Consider the following 26,052-nt stretch of genomic DNA (forward strand, 5'->3'; position numbering starts at 1 on the left):
TCCCATGCGGTTCATCGGCATCCGGCTGGCCCGCGGCCTGCTCACCCTCTGGTTCGCGGTCACGGTCACGTTCTTCCTGGTACGCCTGCTGCCCGGCGACCCGGTGCTGGCCGTGGCCGACCCGAACATGACCGAGGAACTGCGTCAGAAGCTGCTCGCCGACTTCGGCCTGGACCAGCCGCTCGGCGTGCAGTACCTCAACTATCTCGGGCAGCTGCTGCAGGGCAACCTCGGCATGTCGTTCCGGCAGTCGGTCCCGGTGACCACCGTGCTCATGGAGCGGCTGCCCTGGACGCTGATCCTGACGATCTCGGCCATGGTGGTGACGATCGCGTTGGGCATCCCGCTCGGCGTTCTCGCCGCCACCCGGGCCAAGGGCTGGATGGACCGCGTGATCCAGCTCACCGGCGTCACCGCGCAGTCGCTGTTCGTACCGAGCGTCGGCATCTTCCTCATGTACGTGCTGGGCGTCTGGCTCGGCTGGTTCCCCATCGGCGGGGCGGTCGACCTCGACGCCACCGGCTTCGGCGCCACCCTCAGCATGCTGCACCACCTGGTGCTGCCGTGCCTGTCGCTGGTGCTCATCCAGCTCGGCGGCTACGTGCTGACGATGCGCACCACGCTGATCGACGCGCTCGGCGAGGACTACGTGTCGCTGGCCAAGGCGAAGGGGGTCAAGCCGGGCAAGGTCGTGTGGAAGCACGCCCTCCGCAACGCGCTGCTGCCGACCACCACCATCGCCGGCCTCCAGCTCGGCACGCTGGTCGGCGGCGCGGTGCTGACCGAGACCATCTACGCCTACCCGGGCATCGGCCGGGCCGTCTTCGAGGCGGTCGGCCAGCTCGACTTCCCCGTCCTGCAGGGCGCGTTCGTGCTGCTCGCCGCCGCCGTCGTGGTGGCCAACCTCCTCACGGACGTGGCCTACGGAATCCTCGATCCCAGGGTGCGTACCTCATGACGACGGTCGAGCTCACCCCCCGTCAGCGGACCTGGTCCGCCTTCCGCCGCAACCCGCTCGGCGTGGGCAGCGGGGCCGTGCTCCTCCTGCTGTCCCTGATCGCCGTCCTCGCGCCCCTGCTCGCGCCCTTCCCCGAGGGGTACGGCTCCGACACCTCGCAGCCGCCGTCGGCCGCGCACTGGTTCGGCACCGACGACATCGGGCAGGACGTGTTCGCCCAGGTCGTCTGGGGCACCCGGGTCAGCATGGCGGTCGGCCTCAGCGCGTCCGTGCTGGCCATCGTCATCGGGCTGCTGATCGGCGTCAGCGCCGCCTACTTCAGGCGGCTCGACACGCCGCTCGGCGTGCTGGTGGACCTTTCCCTGTCGCTGCCCATGCTGCCGCTGATGATCCTGGTGGCGGCGCTGGCCGGACCGAGCGTGCGCACGCTGGTCGTGGTCATCGCGCTGTTCAGCTGGCCGGAGGTGGCCCGCGTGGTGCGCTCGCAGGCGCTGGCGATCGTGCCCATGCCGTTCGTGTCGGCGGCCAAGGTCGTCGGCGGCTCGTCGTGGTGGATCGTCCGCAAGCACCTGCTGCCCGGTGTCGTCCCCGTCGTCGGCGTGTCAGTCGTGCTGACCACCTCCCGCGCCGTGCTCGCCGAGGCCGGGCTCTCCTTCCTCGGCCTGGGCGACCCGAACAGCTGGTCGTGGGGCACGATCCTGCACAAGGCGCAGCAGTCGGGCTCCCTGGCCTCCGCCTGGTGGACCACCCTCTTCCCGTCGGCGGCGATCCTGCTGCTGGTGCTGTCCACGACCCTGCTGTCCGTGGCCTACAACGACGCTCGCAACCACAGGAGCGATGCATGACCTTCTCACACAAGCTGCCCGACGCCTTCTACGCCGGCGCGCTCGGCCGGGTCCGGGCCGGGATGTCCGCCGAGGGCCTGGCGGCGATGGTGCTCGACGACCCGCTCGACGTCGCCTACCTGACCGGCTTCCACCACTTCCCGAACGAGCGCCCGGTCGCCTGCTGGCTGCCGCTCGACGGCGACCCGGTGCTGCTCGTACCCGACCTGGAACGGGAGTACGCCGCGGACCAGGGAGCGCGGGCCGAGATCGTCGCCTATCCCGAGTTCCCCGGCGTCAGGTCGCCGTTCGCGGTGCTGTCCGGGCACGTGCCCGCGCCGGACAAGGCCGCGTACGCGCTCTCCACCAGCGTCGCCAGGGCGCAGGCGCTGGCCGAGGCGTTCCCCGGCACCCGCTGGGCGGTCTCGAACGCGGTCGGCCGCGTACGGCTGCGCAAACTCCCCGAGGAGATCGCCCTGCACGAGGAGGCCGCCCGCATCGCCGACGCGATGATCGAGGCTGGCGTCGAGCTGGTCAGGGCAGCCGTCGAGGCGGGCGGCGACCTGCCCACCGAGACGGAGTTGGCCTCCCACGTCATCTCCCACGGCAGCTCCCTCATGTACGCCAGGCACACGGACGTCGTCGTCGTGCCCATGCTCACCGGCGGCCTCGTCTACGGCGGCCCCAACTCGGCCCAGCCGCACCGCCTGCCCGGCGGCGACCGGCTGCGCAAGGGGGAGACGTTCATGCTCTCGCTCGGCTGCGCGGTCGGCGGCAGGTTCGTCGAGAGCGAGCGCACGTTCGTCATCGGCGAGCCGACCACGCGGCAGGCCCGCTACTACGAGACCGTCCGCGAGGCCCAGGAGACCGGCACCGAGGCGCTGGTCGCGGGTGTCACCTGCGAGGAGGCCAACCGCCGCTGCCTGAGGATCATCGAGGAGGCCGGGCTGGCCGAGCACATCCGCCACCGGCAGGGGCACGGCATCGGGCTCGGCTTCCACGAGCCGCCGTGGCTGTCCGACGGCGACGCCACCGAACTGGCCCCCGGCATGATCCTGTCCAGCGAGCCCGGCGTCTACGTGCCGGGTCACGCCGGCTACCGCATCTCCGACACCGTCCTGGTCACCGAGACGGGACCGCGCCGGCTCACGGCGTACCCGCGCGAGCTCACCGACGTCATCATCTGAAAGGCAGCCTGTGTTCGTCGACATCAACGACAACCCGCTCAACGTCGAGATCCTCGGCGACGGCGAGCAGACGATCATCGCCCACCACGGCGCTCCAGGCCTCGGCTCGCTCGCCGAGCCCGAGGCCAGCTTCGGGCGGCTCGCCGACGACTACCGCGTCGTCGTCTTCGACGCCAGGGGCTCGGGCAGGAGCGGCCAGGCGGGCCCGTTCACCCACGAGCAGTGGGTCGCCGACGTCGAGGGCCTGCGCCGCTGGCTCGGCGTCGAGCAGGTGATCGTCGCCGGCGGTTCGTACGGCGGCTTCATCGCCATGGAGTACGCCGCCCGCCACCCCGGCCGGGTGAGCGCCGTCGTGCTCCGCGACACCTCGGCCGACAACGCCAACCAGGAGCTGGCCGTCCGCAACGCCGCCGCCTCGTCCCGGGCGCGCATCGACCCGGCCAAGCTCGACCGGATCATGTCCGGCACCGTGCGCGACGACGACGACCTGCGCGACTGCTGGCGGGAGATCCTGCCGCTCTACGACCACGACTACGATCCGGCCAAGGTGGAACAGCGGGTGGCCGCCACGCCGTACCACTATGAGACGCACAACCACGCGTTCGCCGTGAACCAGCCCGGCTACGACATCAAGCATCTCCTGCCCGGCATCACCGCCCCCACCCTGATCACCGTCGGGCGGCACGACTGGATCGCCCCGGTCGAGTGCAGTGAGACCATCGCCGCGCTCATTCCCGGCGCCGAGCTGCGCGTTTTCGAACGATCGGGCCACTCCCCGCAGGTCGAGGAGGCCGAGCTGTGGGAGGCGACCGTCCGCGACTTTCTCTCCAGGGTGCGCGAACGGGCCTGAACGCGCGATGATGCCCCCGATGGAAGATCTCGACGACCTCGACCGCAAGATCCTCGCCGCGCTGCACGTGAACGGCAGGGCCAGCTGGACCGACATCGCCCAGCTGCTCGGCATCTCCACCACCACGGTGGCGCGGCGGGCCCAGCAGCTGTTCGCGGCGGGGCTGGCCCGCGTGGCGGTGCTGCCGCACCTGGAGTGCGACGGCCCCGTCAACACCTTCATCGTGCGGCTCACCTGCGCGCCCGGCAGCCAGCTGCGGGTCGCCGGGCTGCTCGCGGCCAACCCCGACATCCGCTACGTCACCATCGTCACCGGCGGCTACGACATCGTCTTCGAGCTGGTCGCGCCCAAGGACCGCGACCTCTATTCGATGCTGGTCGAGTTCGTGCACGCCATCCCCGGGGCCCAGCAGAGCAGCGCCGACCTGGTGCTGCACACGTACAAGGTCAGCTACGACTGGAGCGTTCCGGTGCTGGGGGAGCGGGCGGCGTCGTTCGCGGTGCCGCCGCGCGCCCGCACCTGCGCACGCAGCCACCTCGACGACGTCGACCGCGAGGTGCTGGCCGCGATGCGGGAGGACGGGCGGGCCAGCTTCCAGTCGGTCGGGCGGCGCCTCGGCATCAGCGAGAGCACGGCCAGGCGGCGGCTGGAGAGCATGCTGGAATGCGGCTGCGCCACGGTGGCCACGTTCATCCCGGCCGCCGCCCTCGGCTACGAGGCCGAGATCCTGTTCTGGCTGTCGGTCGAGCCCAGCATGCAGGACAGCGTCGCCGAACGGCTGGCCGGCGAGCGCGGTGTACGGATGATCGCCTCCATGCTGGGCCAGGCCTCGCTCATGTGCGAGGTGATCGTGCCGACCACGGCCGACATCCACCACTTCACCTCCCGCACGCTCGCCTCGATCCCCGGCATCCACTCCTGGACGGCCGGCGTGCAGGTGCTGACCGTCAAACGCGGCTTCCTCATGGTGCCGTGGGCCGAGGACCGCATCGCGGCCGCCCTGGCCCGGCGCGCGTGACACACCTTCACTGCGTGCCGCTCCGGGTTCCGGTGCCGTCCGGGCCAGGGCCGCCCGCGCGCTTGCGCAGCGCTCCTGGCAGCGCCCACGCGACCAGCACGGTGGTCAGCAGGCCGCCGCCACCCGCGATCAGGAGCGTCACCGGTGCGGAGGTGGCGTCCAGGAGAAATCCGCCCGCTATGTAGGACAGCGCGGCGGCCACTCCGACCGCCCCATAGAGGTTGCCGAAGACTCTGCCGAGCATTCCGGCAGGGACCAGGCGCTGCAGCATGGTGTTGGTGGCCACGTCCATCGCCGCGATGCCGAATCCGCGTACGAACTGGGTCGCGAACGCGGCGGCGACGGCCCAGGCCAGTCCGGTGAGGCGGTTGCCGGCGCTGTTCACCGCGAAGCCGGCGACCAGCAGGGTCGCCAGGGACACGCGGGCGCTGTAACGGGCCGTGAGCGCGTACCCGAGGAGCAGGCCGATGCCGACGGCGCCCAGCAGCAGGCCGACCGCCGAGTCGCCGGCCGCGAAGGTATCGGTGGCCAGGAGCACCAAGGCGACGTCGTCCACGCCGTTGAAGGCCACGATGGCGCAGAAACCCAGCGCGATGACCCGAACCACCCTGGTTGACCAGATGTAGCCGAGCCCGGACTTCGCATCCTCCAGGAGTGAGGGCGGCGTTCCTTCCGGGGAGTGTGCGGGGGGCAGCGACCGCAGCCTGAGCAGCGCCGCGCCCGCGAGCAGGAAGGAGACCGCGTCGACCAGGAGCACACCTCGTATCCCGACGAAGGGAAGGAGGGCGGCCGCGGCCAGCGGCCCGAGAGCCTCGGCCGCATTGGTGCCGAACCCGAGCGTGGCGTTGGCGGTCTCCAGGTCCTTGTCCCGCACCAACCCCGGTATCGCCGCGCGTGAGGCCGGCAGGAACACCTGTCCCCCGATCGCGCGCAGCCCGACCAGGACCAGCAGCAGAGGGAGCGGCGGCAACGAGACAGCGATGAGCAGAAGGACCACACCCTGCGCCAGCTCACATGCGATCATCACCCGCTTGAGATCGAAACGGTCGCTGATCGCACCGGCGATCGGGCTGAGCAGGGAGGGAACGAAGTCGCCGACGAGCAGCAGCAGCGAGACCGCGATCGCCTGCCCCGTGGTGCCGGCGACGTGCAGCATCAGCGCGACGAGGCTGAGCGCGTCACCGCCAACCGACACGACCCGTGCCGACCACAGCGAGCGGAATCCCGCACTGTGGCGTAGGAGCTGTAACCCGCTCAACGCTCCCGGTTCGGTTCCCGTGCTGCCGTCGGAGGCTGACATGGTCTCCCTCTCTTGAGGTCTCAACGTGGTGCGGTGAGTCCGCTGGCATGGGAGATGGTGCGAGCCGGTTGTCCGCCGCCCCTCCAGGCGCTGGTGGAGTACGTGCCCATCAGTCCTGGGCCGGCCGGGCCGATGAAAGAGCAACGATCTGGTCGGCGAGCACTGTCGGGGCGTCGAGGTGGACGAATGTCCGGGCACCAGGGACCTCGACGAACGTGGCACTGCGGAAGGCCCCCTGCAGGCGCCGACCGAGAGCGGGTCTGAAGGCACGGTCAGCGCTGCCCCACACGATCTGGACGGGGCCGGTGAAGTTCTTGAGACGAGTGGAGACGTCAAGCAGATCCTTCGGGTCGATGGCCCGGAGAAATCGCACGGCGTCCCGGCGGATCTCCCTGCTCCGTAGGCCCGGCTCGATCCACGCCCTGGTCAGGACCGGATCCAGCTCATCGGCGAGCAGGCCGAGCCCGAGAGGCGAGTGGCGGAAGGCTCGCCAGCGCATGGGCTGCAGGTTGATCCGCATCCGGAGCTCGCCGCCGAGGAGCCGGAAGATGATGTTGTACGGGAACGGCGGGAAGGTGTCGAACGCGTCGCAGTTCGTGAGCATCAGCCGGCCGATCCGGCCGGCGTCGATGTCGACGACGAGCTGACACAGCGCGCCCCCGGTGTCGTTGCCGACCAGGGTCACGTCGCGCAGATCGAGTGCCTCCAGGAAGGCCAGGATCTGCCGGGCCACGCCGCGCGGTGATTGGTCGGCGTCGGGCCGTAGCGGTGTGCGATGGGCCCCGAGCGGCCAGTCGGGTGCGTACGAGCGGATACCGCGTGCGGCCAGGTGGTCGGCGACGTCGGACCAGCCCGAGCCGTCCACCAGGAAGGCGTGGACGAAGACGACCGGGGGTGCGCTCGCGTTCGACGGGCCCGCGACGCGGTAGCCGACGGTGCCGTGTGACAGGTCGATCGTAGGCATGGGGGATTCCTTCATGTGGTTGCGGACAGACGGCAGGCGCACATCCCGCCGTTGGGGGCCCGCCGGCGTCAGGTGGGCGCGGAGAGGACCGAGACGCCCTCCGGCACCTGCGACCGTGGACGCGGTCCTGCCTGGACAGGCGACATACAACGATGAAGGAAATCAGGTCCGCCGCGCCGGCGCGCGTGGCAGCGACCGGTCAACGGCCGAGCCCGGCCCGCCGCCGCCGGCCAGGGCAAGACCGAAGGCGATGACGCCCAAGGTGCAGGCGATCGCCCGGAAGTCGTTCGCCGGAGTCCAGGAGGCCACGAATATCGACCACTCGGCCATGCCCTCCCGCGTGGCCGGATCGACCGCCGCCAGCCGGTCGCTCTGCGGGACGTTGACGGCGATGGTGATCACCGCGCCCACGAGGTAGAGCACGCAGCCGCTCAGCGACCACCACCTGCCCGCGCTGTCCCGGACCAGGCCGAGCACCGCGAGCGCCAGGCAGACCAGGCCGGTGCCCATGAAGACCAGCATGAACAGCGGGTTGTAGATCTGGACGTTGACCATGTTCATCGTGGCGGCGCCCTGGCCGGCCGGCATGCGCTCCAACGAGGCCATCACCGAATTGCCGTAGGCGAAGAACTCCCCACCCATCAGCGCGGAGCCGGTGAGCGCCGCAAGGGTGAGAATCCTGGTGAGGGTCATGCCGACCACACCCCGGTGCGCGCGGTGCTTCGCGCCCAGTCGGTGAAGCCGGTGCCGCCGCCGGACTGCAGCACCACCCGACGCAGGCCGTTCGCCGCCGCGTACCAGGTGCTTTCGTCGTTCCAGTCGGTCCGCTGCACCCTGGGACGCGAGGCCGGCCGGATCGGGACGTGGCGCGCTCGAAGCCGTTCGGCTGACGTGACGGCCGGTCTTGCCCTCCCGTCCAGGGTGAGGATCGGAGTTGTCGCCATGACTCCAAGTTCACCGCGAAGGGCTGAGACAGACCATGGTTGATCGGCGCAACTCCTTGTCTGAAAGTCTCAAGCAGGCCGACGCCTTGGGGTGCCGGCCGATCCGCCGGCCGGCACCGAGGCTCGCACCGGCACCGAACGCGTCCACCGGGTTCAGACGGCTCACATGAGCCCATGAGCCCGCCCTGCGTGAAGCGCTGTCAGTGTCGGCTCAGCGGGTGTAGCGGTGTTTGGCGCCCGGCGGGAAATAATCCGGGTCGCCCGACTCGCGCAGGCGGATGAACGGCGCCTGCCGCGCGGCGGGCACATAGTGGGCGAACTCGCTGTTCAGCCGGAGCAACTGGGTCAGGATCGACTCGCCGGCCAACTGGCCGATCTCCTCCGTCGGCTTCTCGCCCGGCATCAGCTCCACCGTCACCGTGAGATGCCGGTCGCGGTCGGCGTCCTCGCTCACCTCCAGCACGAACTTGCCCGTCACCCTGCCGCTGATCTCGGGCTGCTCCAGGCCGATCGCGATGTTCTCGGGGAAGACGTTCGCGCCGTAGTAGGAGACGGTGAAGTGGCTGCGGCCGAACACGTACACGAACGGGCGCTCGGGGCCGCGCGCCGCCGGCTCGAAGCCGTGCCCGCGCACGAAGGCCAGCATCTCGTCGTACGTGACCAGCCCGCCCTCGTCGGCGATGTGGTAGCGGATCAGCGGGACCCCGTTGTCGCCCGAGAACAGCAGCGTGCCCTGGTGCTCCTCGAAGAAGCGCACCTCGGGGTCGTACTGGACGAGGGTCGGCAGCCGCGACTCGCCGAAGAGTTCCCTGGCGGCGGCAGGACGGGTGGACAGGAAACGGCGGATCTCGACCGACAGCGGGGTCTCGTTGCCGAGCACGCCCGCGTCGGCGGTGCCGTACAGGGACGCGATGCCTCTGACCGGGTCCTCGATCCCGGCCCGTGCGGCGACCAGCGTGCGCCACTCCTCGCTGAACACCTCGCCCGCCGTGACCAGCTTGACGTTCCAGCGGTGCCAGGGCAGGTCCTCGGTGTCGATGATGTTCTTCAGGAACGGCGGGTAGCCGAGCAGCACGACCTGGTCGAAGTGGGGGGCGAGCTCCGGCAGCACGCGCAGGATCTCCCTCCGGTCGGTGCCGGGGGCGACGACGGTGATCGGGTAGCCGCGCCCGGCCAGGTGGCGGCAGCAGTCGACGGTGAACAGGCCGCCCACCCAGGTGCCCAGGGCGAAGCACACGACGGCCAGGGTGCGGCGCTCGCGGGCGGCGAAGGAGTCGCGGAAGACCTCCTCGAAGCGGGCCGCGACCACCTGCTCGTCGGCCGCCGACCTCGGCCAGAACGACGGCTCGCCGGTGGAGCCGGAGGACACCGCCACGATGTCCCCGATGACGCCGTCCCTGCACAGGTCGGGGAGGGAATGGCGACGCGTGTAGGTCTCCTTGGTCGTCATCGGCAGCCGCGCAAAGTCCTGAAATGTACGGATCTTCTCCGGATCGATGGAGTTCTCCGCCAGAAAGGCGCGATAGGCGGGAACGCTCCCCGCCACCTGCTGGAAGAGCGCAACCGGGTCCATCAACATCTCCTGCTTAGCAGCGGGGGAATCGCGAGCGGGAGGGCTGCCCAGGCGCGAGCGTGCCCGGACCTGCCAGGTCTGCGCATCACAGGTTTCCCTCCTCGTGTACGGGCACACCAAGCCGGCCGGGAACGTCCTCAGGCCGGGGTCTGCCGTCCGTCACGCAGCGCAAGCGGCCCAACGATGCGAGGAGCGCACGAGTCACCAACCGACTCTACGTCGCGCCAGGCCCCAGCGAAACGCCCCACACCTGCTCCCGGCGCGGTCCGGGGACGCCACGACACAGTCACCACACAGCCGACGCGGAACGCGCGAACCCCGTGTGCATGACCTGCGGAACGCTATGCGTCGGGAGGGGGATGCGGGGCTCCATGGAGGAAGACCCGCACCGGCTCGGCGTCCGCTGGAGGGCTATCCGGAGGCAAGCAGGCCGCCCCTGCACACGTTCTCCTTCTCGTACTCCTCGGAGGGTGACAGCCACCCTAAGAAGGGACCGGATCGTCTGGCGACGGGCAGCACGGTAGGACGTCCGACAGGGGTCGTTGCGGCAAGCGCTGGATCAGTCCGTACGCCCGCGTGAGCCTCATTCGCCGGGGCGGACGAGGCCGGTCTCGTAGGCGAAGACGATCGCCTGGGCGCGGTCGCGCAGGCCGAGCTTCATCAGCACTCGCCCCACATGTGTTTTCACGGTCTGCTCGGCCACGAAGAGCTTGCCGGCGATCTCCTGGTTGGACAGTGCCTGGGCGACCAGGGCGAGCACCTCCGTCTCCCGCTCGGTCAGTTCGTCGAGCCGACGCCCGCCCGGCACCGGTCGTGGACCGCCGAGCCGGGCGAACTCGTGGATGAGCCGTTTGGTGATCGAGGGGGCGATGAGCGCCTCTCCGTCCGCCACCACCCGCACCGCGTCCGCGAGCTGCGCGGCTGAGGCGTCCTTGAGCAGGAACCCGCTGGCCCCCGCCCGCAACGCTTCGTAGACGTAGTCGTCGAGGTCGAACGTCGTCAGAATGAGCACCTTGGTCGACTCCTGGCGGGCGAGGATCTCCCTGGTGGCCTCCAAACCGTTCATGACCGGCATGCGTACGTCCATGAGCACCACGTCGGGATCGAGCTCGGCGGCCCGCTGCACGGCCTCCCTGCCGTCCGCCGCCTCGCCGACGACCTCGATGTCCGGCTGCCCGCTCAGAAACACGGTGAACCCCGTGCGCACCATCCCCTGGTCGTCGGCGATCAGAACCCGGATCACGCGTTCTCCCTCTTCGCGATCGGCAGCACTGCGCGCACTTCGAAGCCTCCACCGGAAACGGGCCCGGCGTCGAACGTGCCGCCGAGCAGCGCCGCCCGCTCCCGCATGCCCACCAGCCCTTGCCCCGCCCCGCGCGCCGCGTCCTGCGTCGCCCTGTCCCGCACGCCCTGCCCGGCTTCGTGTGCCGCATCCTGCTCCGCCTCACGCGCCGCGTCCTGCTCCGCTCCGCGTGTCGCGTTCCGGTCCGCCTGCGGTGCCGTGTCCTGCTTTGCCCTGTGTGCCGTGTCCTGGCCCGTTTCGCGCGACGTGGCCCTGTTAGGCTCAGGAGCCGTGGTCCGGCCGGACGCGCGCATCACGCGCTGAGAGGCCTCGCGGGGGACATCTCCAGGAACGCCCAACCCACCGGGACTGGAGCCCCCGGGACCGGCGTCACTGGTTCTGGAGCCACTGGATCCGGAGCCGCCGGGACTGGCGGTGGCGGTGGCGCTGGTGTTGCGAGGGCTGCTGCCCGGCCCGTTGGCGACGTACAGCCGCAGTTCGTCCCCGTCGCGGGTGATGTCGAGAGCCACGGGCGCTCCCGGCGCGTGCCGCATCACGTTGCTCAGCGACTCCTGCACGATCCGGTACGCCGACAGCTCCACGGCGGGCGGCAGGCCGTCGATCGAGCCGGACCGTTTGACGAGCACGGCCAGCCCGGCGGAGCGGGCGTTGGAGACCAGCTCGTCGACCCGGTCGAGCCCCGGCTGGGGTGCGGTGTCGGTGCGGCCGTCCTGGTCGCGCAGCACCCCGAGGACCTGGCGCAACTCCGCGATGGCCTCCAGCGACAACCCGCGGATCTCGGCCAGGCCCGCCTCCAACTGCACCGGGTCGCCGGCCGCCTTGAGCGGCACCGCCTCCGCCTGGATCGCGATCACCGACATGTGGTGCGCGACCACGTCGTGCAGCTCGCGGGCGATGCGGGTGCGCTCGGCCAGCACGGCCTTGGCGCTCTCGGCCACCTGGGAGCGTCGCTCCTCGACCACGAGCTTGGCCGTGGCCGAGCGCCGGACCCGTACGTTGTAGCCGAACAGCACCGCGACGGCCGTGACGACGGACGCGAGCGCCGTCGAGTTGGGGTCGGCGATCCAGGCGGTGAGGACCGTGAGGATCCAGACGGCCGAGGTGATCCGCCGGTCGCAGCGCAAGGCCACGGAGTAGAGGATCAGCAGGTAGGACACGATCACCGGGGGCGAGTAGGGGATGGTGCCGGACTGCCCGATCGTCTGGGACACCCAGAGGACGAGGGGCATCGACACGAAGGCGACCCGCCACGCGGCCAGCGGCCATCGGTCGCGCAGAGCCACGGGCAACGCCACCGCCAGGGCGGTGAGGTAGGCGAACTGCTCGTTGACCGGCAGGGGAGCGTGGAGGTTCCAGTCGCTCATCATGGACTGCGTCGTTCCGAACAGGGCGAAGGCCAGCACCAGCTCGGCCCACCGGATCAGGTCGACCGTCCTCAGCGGAACGAGCACCGTCAGCCAGCGCGGCACCCTGACGACCAGGCGGCGGGGGGACGACGGCGGGTCGGCGTCAGCGCGCCACAGGGCCAGCTCGAACGGCCGCGCCAGGCTGATCGCCGCACGGCCCGCCCGCCCGCCGAGCGCTCTCGCCCCGGACGAGCCGCCCCTGGCCTCCTCGTCGCCGGCTGCGGGGTTGGGCGCTCTGGTGTTGTCGTTCTCGGGCGTGGGGGTGGGTGCTTCGGTGTTGTCGTTCGCGGGCGCGGGGCTGAGTCCTCCGGCGTTGTCGTCGCCGGGCACGGGATCATGAATTCCGGTGTTCTCGTCGCCGGGCGCCGGGCGGGGACCCGTGGCGAGTGCGGCGCCGGAAACGCCGCCGGGCTCCGTCGTGGGCGCTTCCGGCGCGGGACCGGCGTCGGCCGCGCGGTCGGGCCCCTCGCCGGGGGCGGCGCTGGAGCGACGAGGGCGCCGGCGGACGAGGTCGCGGGCGCGTCGGACGGAGATCACCTGGTCAAGCTTACGGTCGGGCCCACCTGCGCCGCGTCACACCAGGGGTGGATTCCGGCCGTCACTCCCAGGTATCCCGATTACATAATTACGCTCGCTGTGAGCGAACAGCAGCAAAGAAGGGAACAATCCGAGGCTCCGATGAATTGAGTCTGTTGTACTCAACCCTTTGGAGTTCGCATGAGTGAGAGCTTGATCCTTCCGGTCCTGCCGCTCGACGACGAGGTCGTCCTGCCGGGCATGGTGGTTCCGCTGGACCTGTCCGACTCCGACGTGCGCGCTGCCATAGACGCGGCCCGCGCATCCGGTGGCAACAAACCGCGGGTCCTCCTCGTTCCCCGCATCGACGGCCGTTACGGCGCCATCGGCGTGCAGGCGGTGGTCGAGCAGGTCGGACGGCTGCCCGGCGGCGAGCCGGCCGCCGTGGTGCGCGGCGTCGACCGTGTCCGCGTGGGCACCGGCACGACGGGCCCCGGTGCGGCCCTGTGGGTCGAGGCCGACACGATCGACACCGTCGCCGCCGGCGAGCGCGCCCAGGAACTGGCCAGGGAGTACAAATCGCTGGCCACCACGATCCTGCAGAAGCGCGGCGCCTGGCAGGTGGTCGACCAGGTCAACCAGATCGACGACCCCTCGGTGCTGGCCGACAGCTCCGGCTACACCCCCTGGCTGAGCACGGCGCAGAAGCTCGAGCTCCTCGAGGCCGCCGATCCGGCCGACCGGCTGGCCAGGCTGGTCGAGTGGTCGCGCGATCACCTCGCCGAGCTCGACGTCGCCGAGACGATCCGCAAGGACGTCCAGGAGGGCATGGAGAAGCAGCAGCGCGAGTTCCTGCTGCGCCAGCAGCTCGACGCGGTGCGCAAGGAGCTGAAGGAGCTCAACGGCGACTCCGAGACCGAGGAGGAGGACTACCGCGCCCGCGTGGAGGCGGCCGACCTGCCGGAGAAGGTGCGCGAGGCCGCGCTCAAGGAGGTCGACAAGCTGGAGCGGACCCCCGACCAGTCCCCGGAGACCGGATGGATCCGCACGTGGCTCGACACGATCCTCGACATCCCGTGGAACGACCGCACCGAGGACAACTACGACATCGTCGGCGCCAGGGCCGTGCTCGACGCCGACCACACGGGCCTGTCCGATGTGAAGGACCGCATCATCGAGCACCTGGCCGTGCGCAAGCGCCGCCAGGACAAGGGCCTCGGCGTGGTGGGCGGCCGCCGCAGCGGCGCCGTGCTGGCGCTGGCCGGTCCTCCCGGGGTCGGCAAGACCTCGCTGGGCGAGTCCGTGGCCCGGGCGATGGGCCGCAAGTTCGTCCGCGTCGCGCTCGGCGGCGTACGTGACGAGGCGGAGATCCGCGGCCACCGGCGCACCTACGTCGGCGCGCTGCCCGGCCGCGTCGCCCGCGCCATCCGCGAGGCCGGCTCGATGAACCCGGTGGTTCTGCTCGACGAGGTCGACAAGGTCGGCGCCGACTACCGCGGCGACCCCACGGCCGCCCTGCTGGAAGTGCTCGACCCGGCCCAGAACCACACGTTCCGCGACCACTACCTCGAGGTCGAGCTCGACCTGTCCGACGTGTTGTTCCTGGCCACGGCCAACGTCCTCGAGGCCATTCCCGGGCCGCTGCTCGACCGGATGGAGGTCGTCACGCTCGACGGCTACACCGAGGACGAGAAGGTCGCGATCGCCCGTGACCACCTGCTGCCCAGGCAGCTCGAACTGGCCGGGCTCACGGCCGAGGAGGTCACCGTCGACGACGCGGCGCTGCGCAGGCTGGCTGCCGAATACACCCGCGAGGCGGGCGTGCGCTCCCTGGAGCGGGCGGTCGCGAGGATCCTGCGCAAGGTGGCGGCCAGGGACGAGCTGCCGGTCACGGTCGGCGAGGACGACCTGGTGGGCTACATCGGGCGGCCGAAGTTCGTGCCGGAGTCGTCGCTGCCGGAGTCGCGCCAGCGCACCTCGGTGCCGGGCGTGGCCACCGGCCTGGCGGTCACCGGAGCCGGGGGCGACGTGCTCTACGTGGAGGCGTCGATGGCCGACCCGGAGACCGGCGAGACCGGGCTCACGCTGACCGGCCAGCTCGGCGACGTGATGAAGGAGTCGGCCAGGATCGCGCTGTCCTACCTCCGCTCGCACGGCGCGGAGCTGGAGCTGCCGGTGACCGCGCTGAAGGACCGCTCGGTCCACGTGCACTTCCCCGCGGGCGCCGTACCGAAGGACGGCCCTTCGGCCGGTGTGACGCTGACGGCCGCGCTGGCCTCGCTGCTGTCGGGGCGGCTCGTCCGCGGCGACGTGGCCATGACCGGTGAGATCTCGCTGACCGGGCGGGTGCTGCCGATCGGCGGTGTCAAGCAGAAGCTGCTGGCCGCGCACCGCGCGGGCATCACGACGGTCCTCATCCCGGCCCGCAACGAGCCGGATTTGGACGACGTGCCCGAGGAGGTCCGCGACGAGCTGACCATCCACACGGTCAGCGACGTGCACGAGGTGCTGGACCTGGCGCTCACCTCGGCCCAGGTCCCCTCCTCCGTGGCGGCCTGACCCCCGCGAAGTGCGTCGGACGACAGCGGCCCCGTGATCAGACACCTGATCAGGGGCCGCTGGCGTCGTCGATCGCCGGCCTCGTGGCGCGGTACGTCTCCGTGACGGCGCTCGGCCGCGGCCCGCCGGTCGCGGAAGGGGCGGCGGAAGGGGTGCACGACGCGAGAAGCGCGACCGTGCGGGCCCTCCGCCGCGGACTCCGCAGGAGGCACGACGGGGGCCGTACCGTCGAGGGAAGCGCGCAGGTCGCCGGGTGCAGGGCCACTGCCGGTGAGGACTGCTCGCTGGAGGACGTCGACGCCGCGGTGGTCGACGGGAACTACGCGATCGAGGCCGGGCGCAAGCCCGCGTCGCAGGCGCTGGTGCTGGAGAAGACGGAGGGCAACCCGTACGTCAACGGCCTGGTCGTGCGGGCGGACCACGACAAGGACGCGAACATCGTGACCCTCGGCAAGCTGCTGCGGGACCAGCGCGTCAAGGACTTCATCCAGCAGAAGTACGCCGGCTCGCCGATTCCCGCGGAATGATATTGAGAAACGCCTGAGGCGGCCGGGAATAACGGACGATCAATGCTTTTCCGGCGGCAAGTCATTTGTAAGCGGCGCGCAATCGGCCGGGCGTACTAAAACGGGGTCAGCAAAACCTCTCCCGAGGAGGTCCAAGTGCGATTCCTTACGCGAATCATGCTCGGCGTCGCCGTCACCGTCCTGGTGGCGCTCATCGCTCCGGCCGCCGCGAACGCGACGGCGGGCAGCACGGCATCCGACACCCGCTCGTCCGACGTGAGCTGGGGATCTTATTACTCCACCGACCACAAGGCCAAGGCGTCCGGCCACGTGTCGGTCGACAAGAAGCGCGTCAAGCACTGGTACGTGAAGTGGGTTCCGGTGAAGAAGCGCGTGTGCTGGGAGGACCGTAAGGGCCACAAGCACTGCAAGTGGGTCGTGAAGAAAATCAAGAAGCACGTGTGGCAGTGGCGTTACGACCGCTCCTACACCGTGCACAGCACGCTCTCGAACCACAAATGGGCGGGCCGCAACAAGTGTGCGTGGGAAACGTTCAAGGTCGTGCGTGAGAACGGTTCCTCGTACGTCGAGCAGTTCCGCAACTGCGGCAGGCACCCGAGGCACTTCGCCTTCCACGCCGAGGACGCCGTCCGCATCCACGTGGACGTGAGCAGGGGCAACCGCCACCACCCGACCGGCCACCACAGCGGCTGGCGGAACATCTTCCACGCGGCCGCCTGACGCGCCGCCCACGAGCCGCGGCCTCGACGACGAGGCCGCGGCTTGGCCGTGCCTGGGAGAACCTCGCGAGCCGGGTTCTGGCGTGGTGGCCGAGCAGCCGAATACTGTTCTGTTCATGTATCCGGGAGCCATCGCAGCAGCCAACCCAGACAAGCCCGCTGTGATCATGGCGGGCTCCGGGAAGGTCGTCACCTACCGCGAACTGGACGAGGAGTCGAACCGGCTGGCCCACCTGTTCCGCGCGGCGGGACTGCGGCCGGGCGACCACATCGCCTTCATGCTCGCCAACCATCCGCTCTTCCTGACCATCGCCTGGGCCGCGCACCGCTCGGGCCTCTACTACACGCCGGTCAGCTCGCGGCTGCAGGCCGACGAGCTGGCCTACATCGTCGGCAACTGCGGCGCCCGGGTGTTCATCTCGAGCGCCGACCTGGCCGGCGTCGCCACCTCCATAACCGACACCACGCCGGAGGTCGAGCTGCGGCTCATGCTGGACGGCGTGGCGGAGGGCTTCGCGTCGTACGAGGCGGCGGTCGCCGGGCAGCCGGTCACCCCCATCGCCGACGAGTGTCTCGGGGCGGACATGCTTTACTCCTCCGGCACCACCGGGCGGCCCAAGGGCGTCAAGCCGGCGTCCTCGCACGGCGCGCTCACCGAGCCCGGGATGTTGTTCAAGCTCATCGAGGCCCTGTTCGCGCCGTCGTCCGACAGCGTCTACCTCTCGCCGGCGCCGCTCTACCATGCCGCGCCGCTGCGTTACTGCCTGACGTTCCAGCGGCTCGGGGCGACGGTGGTGGTGATGGAGCGCTTCGACCCGGAGCGGTATCTGGCGCTGGTGGAGAGGTACGGGGTGACGCACTCGCAGCTTGTGCCGACGATGTTCATCAAGATGCTCAAGCTGCCGCCGGAAACCAGGGCAAAATACGATATTTCCTCGCTCAAGTATGCGATCCACGCCGCCGCCCCCTGCCCGGTCCCCGTCAAGGACAAGATGATCGACTGGTGGGGCCCGATCATCCACGAGTACTACGCCGGCACCGAGGGCAACGGCTTCGTCTATGTCGGCTCCGAGGACTGGCTGCGCCACAAGGGGACGGTCGGTCGTTCCCTGCTCGGCATCGTGCACATCTGCGACGAGAACGGCGACGACCTGCCACCGGGCGAGCACGGCACGATCTTCTTCGAGAACGGCGGCCGCTTCGAGTACCACGGCGACCCCGGCGGGACCCGCTCGGCCCAGGACCCGCGGGGGAGGGGCTGGACGACCCTGGGGGACATCGGCTACCTGGACGATGACGGTTTCCTCCACCTCACCGACCGCCGCTCGTACATGATCATCTCGGGCGGGGTGAACATCTACCCACAGGAGGCCGAGAACGTGTTGTCGGTGCATCCGAAGGTCGCCGACGTGGCGGTGATCGGGGTGCCGGACGAGGAGATGGGGGAGCAGGTCAAAGCCGTGGTCGAGCCGGCGTCCATGGAGGAGGCCGGGCCCCGGCTGGAGGCGGAGCTGATCGCGTACTGCCGCGAGCACCTCGCCCACTACAAGTGCCCGAGGTCGGTCGACTTCCGCGAGCACCTTCCCCGTCATCCGACGGGCAAGCTCTACAAACGCCTGCTGCGCGACGAGTACTGGCCGGCGCGAACGTAAAAGTCAGGTCACAGCTGCCCGGCACGAGCGGCGGCTCCCGCAGTGCCGGGGCACCGTCCCGCAGAAAATTTCCACCACGATCTCGCTCCATGCGACCGGCCCTTGACCAGCGGTGATAAACCACATGTCAACGGCCTCCTGTCATCCCCGATCACGGCCTTAAACAGCTCTTACGCGCGGCTTGGCACTCTTGAGTCATCGGGACTTGAGGGAGATGACAGATGGACGCGAACGAGCCTCGCGAGCAGAGCTCCGGCGGGTGGAGTCAGTTCGGCGCCACCCCGCCGTCCGCCGGGGGCTTTCCCCGCCGGGAAACGCAAAGAATGGAGCAGCTGGCTCCGCCCCCGCCCGCGCCACCGAAGAAGCCGGGGTTCTCCGCCGGCAGGAAGGCGATCGCCGGGCTGGCCCTGGCCGCGGTGGCCGTCGGCGGCGGTGCCGTGGGGGCCACCGTGGCCACCTCGTTCCAGCCTGAGCCGGTCGCCGAGACCGGCACGCCGAGCCCCGTCTTCAAGTCCGCCGCCGATCCGATGACCGTCGCCGACGTCGCAGCCAAGGTGCAGCCGACCGTGGTGATGATCAAGGGCCAGACCCGTGAGGGCTCGGGGGTCGTGCTGTCGGAGGACGGCCTCATCCTCACCAACAACCACGTGGTGGAGCCCGGCGGCGGCCAGATGACCGTCAAGTTCAGCGACGGCAAGACGGCCAAGGCCACCGCCGTCGGCACCGACCCCGCCACCGACCTCGCGGTCATCCGCGCGGAAGGCGTCTCGGGGCTGCCCAAGGCCACGCTCGGCGACAGCGACAAGCTCAAGGTGGGCGACGCCGTGCTCGCCATCGGCAGCCCTCTCGGCCTGGCCGGATCGGTCACGGCGGGCATCGTCAGCGCGCTGGACCGTACGCTGACCACCGGCGACGAGCCGCGCCAGCAGCTTCCGCCGGGCTGGCCCCAGCAGGGTCAGGAGAGCAGCGGCACCACGATCGGCGGGGCTATCCAGACCGACGCCTCGATCAACCCGGGCAACTCCGGCGGCGCGCTGGTGAACGCCGCGGGCGAACTGGTCGGCATCAACACCGCGATCGCCTCCGACGCGGCCGGCGGCGGCGTCGGCTTCGCCATCCCGGTCAACACCGCCAAGCAGGTGTCCGAGCAACTCATCCGCAGCGGCAAGGTCACCCACGCCTTCCTCGGCGTGAGCGTCACCGACGCCACCGGCGACGTGCCGGGCGCCCTGGTCAGGCAGGTCACCGCGGGCAGCCCGGCGGAGAAGGCCGGGCTGCAGGAAGGGGATCTCATCACCAAGATCGCCGGCAAGTCGGTTGACGGCGGAGATACTGTGGTGGGACAGGTCAGAGGTTTCAAACCCGGCCAAGAGGTCAAGATCACATATATGAGGGACGGGAAGGCCGGCGAGGTCACCGTGACCCTCGAAGAGAAGAAATAACAGGACCCCCTCATGGACGGGTGTGCCGTTGAGATCGCTGCGGACTCGGCGGCACACCCCCCATGATCAGGAGAAACGGCGGCCCTCGTCGCGGCGGTAGGCCCATCCTGCGGCCACCGCCGCCGCCACGGTCCACACGGCGAGCATGACCACCGAGACCACGTCGGGGCTGGTGCCCGCCGTCACCGCCCACAGCAGCTCGGCCGCGCCCCTCGTGGGCGTGTATGGCGAGACGACCGCGATGAAGTCGGGCAGGTGGGCCGGTGGCAGCAGCAGCCCGCCGAGGATCGCGAGCGGGAAGAACAGCAGCTGCGACACCGCGACGACGGCCTTCGACGTCAGCACGTAGCCGAGGAACAACCCCATCAGCATGAACGGGATCCCGCAGACGACCAGCGCGCCCAGCCCGGCCAGCAGCCTGAGCGGCGTGATCGTCGCCTCCGTGAGGAGCGCCGCCACCAGCAGTACGGGCACCACCGATGCCAGCATGACGGCCAGCGTCGACACCATCCGCCCGGCGAAGCGGGGGAACGGGCCCGCGGGAAGCGTGCGCAGGTAGGGGTTCCACGGCTGCTCGCGCTCCATGGCGACGGCGATGCTGAGCCCGATGAGCGCGCCCGACGTCGCGCCGAAGAACATCATCGACGCCGCCGCCATCGTGGCCGCCTGCGCGTGGTCGCCCGCCATCGGCACCACGAACACCATCATCGAGAGGGACGGGAACAGCGCGCTGGCCAGAAGCCCGATGGGCACCCTGATCTGCTCGATCATGAGATAGCGGGTGTGCGCGGCGACCAGGCTAGACATGCGCGGCCTCCTTCGAGGTGATGGCGAGGAACGCCTCTTCGAGCGTGGTGGGCTTGATCTCGAGGCCGGTGAACGGCGTGCCGCCCGTCACGAGCTCGACGACCAGCCGGTCGGGATCGGTGGTCACCAGGCTGATCCGGCCGTCGCCGGCGCGCTCGGCGCCGAGCACGCCCGGCAGCCCCTCCGGGTCGGGCAGGTCGGCGGTGAACGAGACGCGCCGCACTCCCACGATGCCGCGTACGGACTCCATCGTGTCGTCGGCCAGCACGCGCCCGTGGCCCACGACGACGACCCGCCTGGCCAGCGCCTCGATCTCCTCGATGTAGTGGCTGGTGACGAGCACGGTGCCGCCCTCCTCGTGGAAGGACGCGATGCCGTCCCACAGGGAGCGCCTGGACTCGACGTCGAGCCCGGTCGTCGGCTCGTCGAGGAAGACCAGCTCGGGGTTGCCGGTGAAGGCCAGCGCCACGGCCAGGCGTCGCTTCTGGCCGCCGGACAGGCCGCCGACCTGCCGCTTGATGAGGTCGCTCAGGCCGAAGCGGGCCAGCAGCTCGTCCTTGTCGCACGGCTCGGGGAAGTGCGCCGAGACGAAGTCGATGATCTCACCGACGCGTAACGTCTCGGGCAGCCCGGTCTCCTGCGGGGTCATGCCGATGCGGCGCCGCATGGCCGGGTCCTGCGGCGAGCCGCCGAACAGCGTGACCGTGCCGGAGGTCGGGCGGCGCAGTCCCACGAACAGGTTGATGAGGGTGGACTTGCCCGCGCCGTTGGGGCCGAGCAGCCCGACGATCTCGCCTGCGCGGATGTCGAGCGTGACGCGGTCGAGAGCGAGCACGTCTCCGTAGCGGCGGCTGATCTCGGCCGCTCGGGCGATGACGGTCATGTGACGCCTCCGGCGTTGTCGAGCCCCGCGTTGTCGAGCAGGGCTCGGATCTGCTTGGTGTATTCCTCGAAGGCCAGCCGCCCGCGCCTGGTGAGTGCCACGAACGTGACGGGCGTACGGCCCTTGTGGGTCTTGGTGATCCGCACGTATCCGGCCTCCTCCAACTTGGTCAGGTGCACCGACAGGTTGCCGGCGGTCATGCCGAGCAGTTCCTTCATGGAGCCGAAGGCCATCTCGTCACCTTCGGCGAGCACGTTGAGCGTGGCGACGACCCGCAGCCTGGCCTGCGCGTGGATCACCGGGTCGAGATCGGGGGGCGTCTTGTCCGTGCTCACGCCGGGCGCCTCCGCAGCCACACCCCGGCCACGACGAAGCCGCCTCCCAGCAGCACGGCCGTCAGCAGCGCGTGCCAGCCGGCGCCGAGCAGCACGCCCACCGCGTCGACGGCGGCGACCCAGGCCCCGATGAAGAACATCGGCCAGTTGAGCCAGAGCGCGCCGCCGGCCATGTGCAGCACGCCCACCACCAGCAGCGACGCGCCCGCCCAGAGCAGGCCGGTCTCGTCGGGCGGCAGCAGGGGGCCCATCCGGAGGCAGATGACGACCATGAGGATCATGCCGGCCATCCACGCGTAGCCGTACATCGCGCCGCGGGCCGTGCTGTCGCCCCGGACGAGGTTGTTCATCCGCACGATGCCGAACGCGGCGATCGCGGCTGCCACGAGTTGCGCGCACATCAGCACCGTCAGCGCCTGCATCTGAGAGATCGGCGCGTACGACCGGTCGTCCAGCCCGTAGTGCAGGAAGAACGCGGTGAAGCCGAGCAGCCAGGCCACGCCCCAGGGTGCGTAGAGCAGCAGCGGGTCGCCGTAGAGCCATTTCGTGGTGGCGGCGCGCTGCTCCTCCATGACGCGGAGCATCTCCTCGGGATCCGCCGTCCGGTCGTCGTCTACCACTGCAAACTCCTCGCTATCGCAAACTGGTTTGTATCGTAAACCAGATTGCGTCGCCAACACAATGTCGCGAGGCGAGGTTCCGCGTGGTGCGGTCTAACGCCTGGTCAGGACCTTGGACTCCCACAGGTCCCGGTAGTAGCCGGGCGCGGAGACGAGCTCCTCATGGCGGCCGCGCTGGGCGACGCGGCCCTCGTCGAGCACGACGATCTCGTCGACCGTCTCCAGCCCCTTGAGCCGATGCGTCACGAGCAGCGTGGTGCGGTCCCTGGTCACGTCGAGCAGGTCCGCCATGAGCCGGTCGGCCGTCTCCTCGTCGAGCGCCTCCGCGGGCTCGTCGAGCAGCAGCACAGGAGGGTCGTACAACAACGCCCTGGCCAAAGCCAGCCGCTGCAGCTGCCCGCCGGACACGGTTCTGCCGTCCTCGCCCAGCTCGGCGTCCCAGCCGGTGCGCTCCACCCACGTGTCGAGCCTGGCGTCGCGTACGGCGCGCCACAGCTCCTCGTCGTCCGCCTCCGGGCCCGCCAGGCGCAGGTTGTCGCGGAGGGCGGCACGGAAGATGTAGGGGTCCTGGGTGAGGCCCGTCATCAACGTCCGTACGTCGTCACCGGAGAGCTCACGGATGTCGGTGCCGTTCACCGTGACCGTGCCCGACTCCGGCTCCACCAGGCGCATCAGGGCGGCCAGCAGCGTGCTCTTCCCCGCCCCGCTCGGGCCGACGACGGCGACCCGCCTGCCGGGCGTGAGCCGCAGCGACACGCCGTCCAGCGCCGGCCGGCCGCCGTCCACAGGCTCACCGGGCCCCCCGGGGCCGGCGGAGGTGGCCGGGTCACCCGCCGGGAACGCCTCCCTGGCGGCGTGGCGTACCACCAGGTCGTCGATCTCGACGGTCAGGGGGCCTCGGGGCGGTGTCGCGGGCTCGGCCGGCTCGCCCACCGCGGGCGCGGCGGAGCCGACCTCGCGCAGCCGCCGCAGCGCCGCCGTGATGCCCGCCATACGCTCGCCCGCCGCGGCCAGGGGCAGCACCGGCTCGAAGGCCACCAGGGACGTCAGCGCCAGCACGGCCGTCCCGACCGAGCCGGCTCCCGCCCCCTGGGCGAGCAGGACGACGGCCGCCACCGTCAGCCCCTGCACCAGGGTGCCTCCGGCCAGGGCGGCGGCGTGGACGCGGGCCTGGCGGCGTTCGAGTGCGGCCAGCGACTCGTCCGCGGCCAGAGCCCGGTCCAGGGCGGCGTCGTCGGCGCCGTACGCGGCCAGGTCCGCGGCGCCGTGCACGAGGTCCGCCACCCGGCCCGCCAGCGCCGCCCGCGCCGGGGCGATCCTGGCCGACCAGCGGCGGGCGGCGGCCGCCGTGCCCACGGGCAGGGCGACCCCGGCCAGTACCAGGCCCGCCACCAGCACCAGAGCCGCCACCGGCAGGATCGTCAGCCCAATGACCACGGCGGCCAGCCCGGCCATCGCCGCCGCGGCGGCCGGGAGCATGCAGCGGACCAGCAGGTCCTGTACGGCCTCGGTGTCGTCGACCATGCGGCTGAGCAGGTCGGCGCCGCCGTGACGGGGGCGCTGGGGCGGGATGAGCGCCTGGTAGAGGCGCTCACGGGTGCCCGCCTGGGCGCGGAGCGCGACGTCGTGCCCGGTGAGCCGTTCGGCGTAGCGGAAGACGCCCTTGCCGGTGGCGAACGCCCTGGTCGCCACGATCGCCACACTCAGCGCGGCCAGCGGCGGCTGCTCGGCGGCCCTGGTGATCAGCCACGCGGCGGCGGCGATCAGCCCAAGCCCCGCCAGGTCGGCCGCCGACCCGGCGAGCACGGCCCAGACGAGTCGCGTCCCCATGCGCCGGTTCATCGTCCGCCCTCCTTGCCGTCCGCCACCTGCCGGCCGCTCCGGGCGTGCCCGGCCGTCTCGTCCCGCGCCGGCGCGCCGACCGGGGCCGCGCCTCCTGGGGAGCCGCCTGGCGGGCCGGTCTCCACCCGGTCCGCCGTCGTGGCGGGGCGGGTGGTGTCGGAGACGACGCGGCCCTCGTGAAGGCGCACGACCCGGTCGGCGAGGTCGATCATCGCGGGCCGGTGCGCGACGATGACGGCCGTACGGCCCCGGGCCAGGTCCCCGGTCGCCGCCACCACGGCGGCCTCGCTCCGCCCGTCCAGGCGGGCTGTGGGCTCGTCGAGCAGCAGCACCGAGGCCTCGGGGCGGCAGAAGGCCCGCGCCAGCGCGATCCGCTGACGCTGGCCCGCCGAGAACCCGGCCCCGCCCTCGCCGACCACGGTGTCGAACCCCCGGGGCAGGCCGGCCACGAAGCCGGCGTACGCGGCGCCGGCCGCCCGGCGGACCTCCTCCAGGGAGGCCGACGGCGCGCCGAGCCGGATGTTGCCCGCCACCGTCGTGGCGAACAGGTGCGGCCGCTGCGCCACGAACGCGAGCCGCGCCCGCCAGCTCGCCGGGTCGAGGTCGCGCAGGTCCGTGCCGTCGATGAGCACCCGCCCCTCGGATGGTTGGACGAAGCCGAGGACGAGGTGGAGCAGCGTGCTCTTGCCCCCGCCGCTCTCGCCGACCAGGGCGACCCGTTCGCGCGGGCCGATGGTGAGGGAGACGTCGTCCAGCGCGGCGGCGTCCCGGCCCGGGTAGCGCACGGTCACGCCCTCCAGCCGGATCTCAGGGGCTCCCGCGGACGCGGGAGCGGGCGTCCCCGCCGGTACGGCGGCCGGGCGGCGTACGGGCTCGTCCTGGTCCGCGGCGGAACGGTCGAGCACGGCGAAGGCCGCGTCGGCGGCGGCCACCCCTTCCATGGACGCGTGGAAGCGCGTCCCCATCGCCCGCAGCGGCAGGTACGCCTCCGGCGCCAGCAGCAGCACCAGCAGCGCGGTCGTCAGGTCCAGGGAGCCGCCGAGCAGCCGCAGCCCGATCGGCACCGCCACCAGCGCCAGCGACAGCGACGCGCACAACTCCAGGACCAGCGACGACAGGAACGCCACCCGCAACGTCCGCATGGTGGCGCTCCGGTGGGCGTCGGCGACCTGCTGGATGACGCCCGCCTGGTAGCGGGCCCGCCCGAACGCCCGGAGGGTGGGCAGCCCGCGCACCACGTCGAGGAAGTGCCCGCCGAGCCGCGACAGCGCGAGGTACTGGCGTTCGGTGACGGCCTTGGTCGTCATGCCCACCAGCGCCCCGAAGACGGGGATCAGCGGCAGCGTGACGAGCACGATGACGGCGCTGGCGAGGTCGGCGGCGAACAACCGGACCAGCACGGCCACGGGCACGACCGCGGCGACCGCGATGGCGGGCAGGTAGCCGGTCAGGTAGGCGTCGAGCCCGTCGAGGCCGCGCCCGGCGAGCGTGACGAGCTCGCCGGAGCGGTGCGCGGCCAGCCTCCCCGGCCCCAGTTCGCGCAGGCGGGCGAGCAGCCGGTGGCGCAGCGCCGACTTGACGCCGGTCGCGGTGCGCCCGGCGAAGACGCCCTGCGTCCAGGCGAGGAGCGCGCGTACGCACACCACCGCCGCGAGCGCGGCCAGCGCGGCGGCGGTGAACCTGCCGGACAGCACCCCGGCGAGCAGTTCGGCCTGCACCAGCACGAGCAGCCCCGCCAGCACGGCCGCGGCCATGGTGACGGCGAGGTGGCGGCGGACCGAGCGTTCGGCCCGCATGAGTCGCAGGAGATCCTTGTGCACGTG

The 26,052-nt window shown here is 71.1% G+C and carries 23 protein-coding genes; 10 read left to right on the forward strand and 13 right to left on the reverse strand.

Annotated elements, in window-relative coordinates:
* Nucleotides 1–4 precede the first annotated feature (4 nt).
* From GUY59_RS16965 to GUY59_RS16985, 5 genes are read left to right on the forward strand one after another with little or no spacing between them, the layout of a single operon-like run.
* On the forward strand, nucleotides 5–958 hold the full coding sequence (locus GUY59_RS16965; protein WP_138201353.1) for an ABC transporter permease: 954 nt from the start codon (nucleotides 5–7) through the stop codon (nucleotides 956–958).
* On the forward strand, nucleotides 955–1,803 hold the full coding sequence (locus tag GUY59_RS16970; RefSeq protein WP_138201352.1) for an ABC transporter permease: 849 nt from the start codon (nucleotides 955–957) through the stop codon (nucleotides 1,801–1,803). The genes GUY59_RS16965 and GUY59_RS16970 overlap by 4 nt, the downstream gene beginning before the upstream one ends.
* Entirely contained in the window at nucleotides 1,800–2,969 is a 1,170-nt protein-coding gene (locus GUY59_RS16975) for a M24 family metallopeptidase (RefSeq protein WP_138201351.1), read from the forward strand. The genes GUY59_RS16970 and GUY59_RS16975 overlap by 4 nt, the downstream gene beginning before the upstream one ends.
* Nucleotides 2,970–2,979: 10 nt before the next feature.
* The gene (locus GUY59_RS16980; RefSeq protein ID WP_138201350.1) at nucleotides 2,980–3,819 is read left to right on the forward strand and encodes an alpha/beta fold hydrolase; all 840 of its coding nucleotides are present in this window, start codon (nucleotides 2,980–2,982) and stop codon (nucleotides 3,817–3,819) included.
* A gap of 19 nt (nucleotides 3,820–3,838) precedes the next feature.
* Nucleotides 3,839–4,837: an Lrp/AsnC family transcriptional regulator gene (locus tag GUY59_RS16985; protein ID WP_161714574.1), complete on the forward strand. Its 999-nt coding sequence runs from the start codon at nucleotides 3,839–3,841 to the stop codon at nucleotides 4,835–4,837.
* Nucleotides 4,838–4,844: 7 nt separating this feature from the next.
* Here the strand turns inward: GUY59_RS16985 and GUY59_RS16990 are convergent, their stop codons facing one another.
* The 7 genes from GUY59_RS16990 to GUY59_RS50735 form a co-directional block, all read right to left on the reverse strand.
* A complete protein-coding gene (locus tag GUY59_RS16990) occupies nucleotides 4,845–6,137 on the reverse strand; it encodes an MFS transporter (protein WP_138201348.1) in 1,293 nt (430 codons plus the stop codon).
* A gap of 109 nt (nucleotides 6,138–6,246) precedes the next feature.
* On the reverse strand, nucleotides 6,247–7,101 hold the full coding sequence (locus GUY59_RS16995; RefSeq protein WP_138201347.1) for an alpha/beta fold hydrolase: 855 nt from the start codon (nucleotides 7,099–7,101) through the stop codon (nucleotides 6,247–6,249).
* 162 nt (nucleotides 7,102–7,263) lie between these two features.
* Entirely contained in the window at nucleotides 7,264–7,794 is a 531-nt protein-coding gene (locus GUY59_RS17000) for an anthrone oxygenase family protein (protein ID WP_138201346.1), read from the reverse strand.
* Nucleotides 7,791–7,934, reverse strand: a complete 144-nt coding sequence (locus GUY59_RS17005; protein ID WP_161714575.1) for a hypothetical protein — start codon at nucleotides 7,932–7,934, stop codon at nucleotides 7,791–7,793. Before GUY59_RS17005 ends, GUY59_RS17000 begins: the two co-directional genes overlap by 4 nt.
* Nucleotides 7,935–8,256: 322 nt before the next feature.
* Complete coding sequence (locus tag GUY59_RS17010; protein ID WP_138201345.1) at nucleotides 8,257–9,618, reverse strand: phenylacetate--CoA ligase family protein; 1,362 nt, start codon at nucleotides 9,616–9,618, stop codon at nucleotides 8,257–8,259.
* Between the two features lie 583 nt (nucleotides 9,619–10,201).
* Nucleotides 10,202–10,861, reverse strand: coding sequence for a response regulator (locus GUY59_RS17015; protein WP_132336468.1), 660 nt, complete (start codon nucleotides 10,859–10,861; stop codon nucleotides 10,202–10,204).
* On the reverse strand, nucleotides 10,858–12,864 hold the full coding sequence (locus GUY59_RS50735; protein WP_138201344.1) for a histidine kinase: 2,007 nt from the start codon (nucleotides 12,862–12,864) through the stop codon (nucleotides 10,858–10,860). Before GUY59_RS50735 ends, GUY59_RS17015 begins: the two co-directional genes overlap by 4 nt.
* A gap of 180 nt (nucleotides 12,865–13,044) precedes the next feature.
* On the opposite strand from GUY59_RS50735, the gene lon reads away from it, so the two are divergent.
* The 5 genes from lon (at nucleotide 13,045) to GUY59_RS17045 (ending at nucleotide 19,742) form a co-directional block, all read left to right on the forward strand.
* On the forward strand, nucleotides 13,045–15,402 hold the full coding sequence (gene lon, locus GUY59_RS17025) for an endopeptidase La (protein WP_138201343.1): 2,358 nt from the start codon (nucleotides 13,045–13,047) through the stop codon (nucleotides 15,400–15,402).
* 83 nt (nucleotides 15,403–15,485) lie between these two features.
* Nucleotides 15,486–15,929 carry a MetQ/NlpA family ABC transporter substrate-binding protein gene (locus GUY59_RS50740; protein ID WP_252374957.1) on the forward strand — a complete coding sequence of 148 codons (444 nt, stop codon included), beginning with the start codon at nucleotides 15,486–15,488 and terminating at the stop codon, nucleotides 15,927–15,929.
* Nucleotides 15,930–16,064: 135 nt separating this feature from the next.
* The gene (locus GUY59_RS17035) at nucleotides 16,065–16,649 is read left to right on the forward strand and encodes a hypothetical protein (RefSeq protein ID WP_138201341.1); all 585 of its coding nucleotides are present in this window, start codon (nucleotides 16,065–16,067) and stop codon (nucleotides 16,647–16,649) included.
* Between the two features lie 115 nt (nucleotides 16,650–16,764).
* On the forward strand, nucleotides 16,765–18,300 hold the full coding sequence (locus GUY59_RS17040) for an AMP-binding protein (protein WP_138201340.1): 1,536 nt from the start codon (nucleotides 16,765–16,767) through the stop codon (nucleotides 18,298–18,300).
* Nucleotides 18,301–18,521: 221 nt separating this feature from the next.
* The gene (locus tag GUY59_RS17045; protein ID WP_138201339.1) at nucleotides 18,522–19,742 is read left to right on the forward strand and encodes a S1C family serine protease; all 1,221 of its coding nucleotides are present in this window, start codon (nucleotides 18,522–18,524) and stop codon (nucleotides 19,740–19,742) included.
* A 66-nt stretch (nucleotides 19,743–19,808) separates the two neighbouring features.
* Here the strand turns inward: GUY59_RS17045 and GUY59_RS17050 are convergent, their stop codons facing one another.
* The 6 genes from GUY59_RS17050 to cydD form a co-directional block, all read right to left on the reverse strand.
* Nucleotides 19,809–20,549: an ABC transporter permease gene (locus GUY59_RS17050; RefSeq protein WP_138201338.1), complete on the reverse strand. Its 741-nt coding sequence runs from the start codon at nucleotides 20,547–20,549 to the stop codon at nucleotides 19,809–19,811.
* Nucleotides 20,542–21,432 (reverse strand): ABC transporter ATP-binding protein, encoded by an 891-nt coding sequence (locus GUY59_RS17055; protein WP_138201337.1) that lies wholly within the window; start codon nucleotides 21,430–21,432, stop codon nucleotides 20,542–20,544. Before GUY59_RS17055 ends, GUY59_RS17050 begins: the two co-directional genes overlap by 8 nt.
* Nucleotides 21,429–21,767, reverse strand: a complete 339-nt coding sequence (locus GUY59_RS17060) for a transcriptional regulator (RefSeq protein ID WP_165959904.1) — start codon at nucleotides 21,765–21,767, stop codon at nucleotides 21,429–21,431. Before GUY59_RS17060 ends, GUY59_RS17055 begins: the two co-directional genes overlap by 4 nt.
* On the reverse strand, nucleotides 21,764–22,387 hold the full coding sequence (locus GUY59_RS17065; RefSeq protein WP_138201336.1) for a transporter: 624 nt from the start codon (nucleotides 22,385–22,387) through the stop codon (nucleotides 21,764–21,766). Before GUY59_RS17065 ends, GUY59_RS17060 begins: the two co-directional genes overlap by 4 nt.
* A gap of 93 nt (nucleotides 22,388–22,480) precedes the next feature.
* Nucleotides 22,481–24,229, reverse strand: coding sequence for an amino acid ABC transporter ATP-binding/permease protein (locus GUY59_RS17070; protein ID WP_236667220.1), 1,749 nt, complete (start codon nucleotides 24,227–24,229; stop codon nucleotides 22,481–22,483).
* On the reverse strand, nucleotides 24,226–26,049 hold the full coding sequence (gene cydD / locus GUY59_RS17075) for a thiol reductant ABC exporter subunit CydD (RefSeq protein WP_171055399.1): 1,824 nt from the start codon (nucleotides 26,047–26,049) through the stop codon (nucleotides 24,226–24,228). Before cydD ends, GUY59_RS17070 begins: the two co-directional genes overlap by 4 nt.
* Between the last annotated feature and the right edge of the window lie 3 nt (nucleotides 26,050–26,052).

The sequence above is a fragment of the Nonomuraea sp. K271 genome (genome assembly GCF_009908215.1).
GTDB classification, from domain to species: Bacteria; Actinomycetota; Actinomycetes; order Streptosporangiales; family Streptosporangiaceae; genus Nonomuraea; species Nonomuraea longispora.